Annotated in this window: 4 protein-coding genes; all 4 read right to left on the minus strand. The window is 62.8% G+C overall.

Going from position 1 to position 1,900, the window contains the following annotated elements:
• Positions 1-163: 163 nt before the first annotated feature.
• Positions 164-409 (minus strand): hypothetical protein, encoded by a 246-nt coding sequence (locus QZX93_RS13160; protein ID WP_295389388.1) that lies wholly within the window; start codon positions 407-409, stop codon positions 164-166.
• A complete protein-coding gene (locus QZX93_RS13165) occupies positions 406-945 on the minus strand; it encodes a hypothetical protein (protein WP_295389405.1) in 540 nt (179 codons plus the stop codon). Before QZX93_RS13165 ends, QZX93_RS13160 begins: the two co-directional genes overlap by 4 nt.
• Before the next feature lie 119 nt (positions 946-1,064).
• The gene (locus tag QZX93_RS13170; RefSeq protein WP_295389407.1) at positions 1,065-1,406 is read right to left on the minus strand and encodes a transcriptional regulator; all 342 of its coding nucleotides are present in this window, start codon (positions 1,404-1,406) and stop codon (positions 1,065-1,067) included.
• A gap of 7 nt (positions 1,407-1,413) precedes the next feature.
• Entirely contained in the window at positions 1,414-1,689 is a 276-nt protein-coding gene (locus QZX93_RS13175) for a DUF6516 family protein (RefSeq protein ID WP_295389409.1), read from the minus strand.
• Positions 1,690-1,900 lie beyond the last annotated feature (211 nt).

Consider the following 1,900-nt stretch of genomic DNA (forward strand, 5'->3'; position numbering starts at 1 on the left):
ATTACTGCTCTGCCGAACCTTTATATCAGAGGCTTACGCTATTTTCAGACGTTGCCATAGAGCCGTTTTCTTTTTGTGTAACCGCTCTATCCTGCTGTTTTTGAGAAACTATGCGACCTACTGAGATCCCAGAGAGCCAGTAATTTAACCGGGGGGTGCTGTCTCACCTACATTGGCACAGAGGGCCTTGGAGTGCGAACCCCTGCGCCGTCAGGTCGGCCTGGATCTCCCATGCGTCCTGGTCGGGCAGATCCGGGTCCTTCGGGAGTTGCAGTCGGGCTGCACCATCGGTATCGGCGTGCTGCTCGTCGATGCGGGCCTCGGGAGTCTTGTGGTCGCGGGTCAGTGAGAACAGGACGCTGAATGGCTGGTTGACATGGGCGCCATCGTCGCAGGCTTGGCAGTTCATGGTGGGGTAGCGATGGAGCGTAGTCTGGGATTGCGCGCCTGGCCGAGCCGGATGCCGAGTTGCTTGGGCCGGCGCTCTTCGTTGGGCATCATGGGCGGGTAGGCGAGGCACTGGCCCTGAACCAGCTTGCGTGCGGACTCGCTGAGTCGGGAGACGGTTGCAGGGGGCGACTCGGCCGTGACCGTCGATTGGGTCGCGGGTGCGTGCGCCGCGGCAGGTTGGTCGCCAACCAGCAGGCGTTGGACATAGGGATAGAGGTCGTCACCGGGCTCCAGAGACCCCGGTTCCCAGACCGGCCGTGCGCGTCGCTCCTGCGTGATGGTGGCCAGGGCCTCGGCGGTGATCCAGCGGGTCTGCGCCTGCCTGTCGTGCGCAGTCGGCGAGCCCTGGGCGTCGGCCAGGTCGCCGAGGGTCAGGCGCGGCGCCAACGGGCCATCGCAGAGCGGGGCCGGATAGATCAGGTAGCAGGCGTGCTCGCTGATCGCGGGCAGGGGTGCGGCGGTGGGTGGCTGAGCGGGGGCAAGCGCGTCGGTCATGGGCGGTGCGTCCTCGGACCTGGTTGGCTGGCGGCATAGTAGCGCCGCAAGGTCCCTAATGGCAGGTCTGAGTGCTGCAAGCCCAAGGTCATTGGGATCTGCGCAAGATTGGCCAGCGGCTATGCCGCTTTCAGCATGAACTCCACATGGACCATATCATAGGGAAACAGCAAGGTCCCGTCGGCGGCCTTGTCGATGACGCCACTCTGCACCAGCACCTGTGCGTCGGTGTGAACGCCCTTCACGTCGCGCCCGACCCGCCGTGCCAGCTCGCGCACCCCGAGCGGACCGGCCCCGGTCAGTGCCTTGAGGATCGCCCAGCGGTTGGCCGTCAAGGTGGACCACAGGTCCTCGTGACTGGGGAAGGTGATGAAACAGCCCTGGGGCTCACCCCGGAAAGCGGCCTTCATGCGTTGCTTGGTGGTCTCGATATCGGCAACTTCGATCGTGACAGTGGTCATGGATGCCTCACAGTTGGGCAACATCGGCCCAGAAATCATCAACCAGCCGGTCGAGCGTGGTGAAGAAATAGGGGACTTCACGCGTGCCCACATGCTTGTGGTCGCCTTTGCCGGCCTCGTTATCGTAGCGCAGCACGCACACCTCATCGACCACCAACGCCAGGCGATACTTGAAGGGGTGAAGGCTGCCCGGGGCCGGCTGGGGGAGTTGCCAGATCACGATATCCGCAAAGCGGTTATCGCCCAGCTTGGCACGGGATTTCTGGAGTAAAACGGCTGGCATGTTGTAACTATAACAACAGCGAGAGCGTTGTCAACGAAGTGGGGATATCAGCAGCAATTCCAAATTTGATCCTATCCCGTGTTCGGTCGGCCGCGGGTCTTGCGCGGAGCCGGCCGTAGCGCCTCGAGCATGAAGTCAAACAGGTCATCCCAGGAGTCGAAGGGGAGGTACTGAGCGAGCGCGCGCAGGTGTTCAAAGAACGTCTGGCGCG

This window comes from uncultured Thiodictyon sp. (genome assembly GCF_903946935.1).
GTDB lineage: Bacteria > Pseudomonadota > Gammaproteobacteria > Chromatiales > Chromatiaceae > Thiodictyon.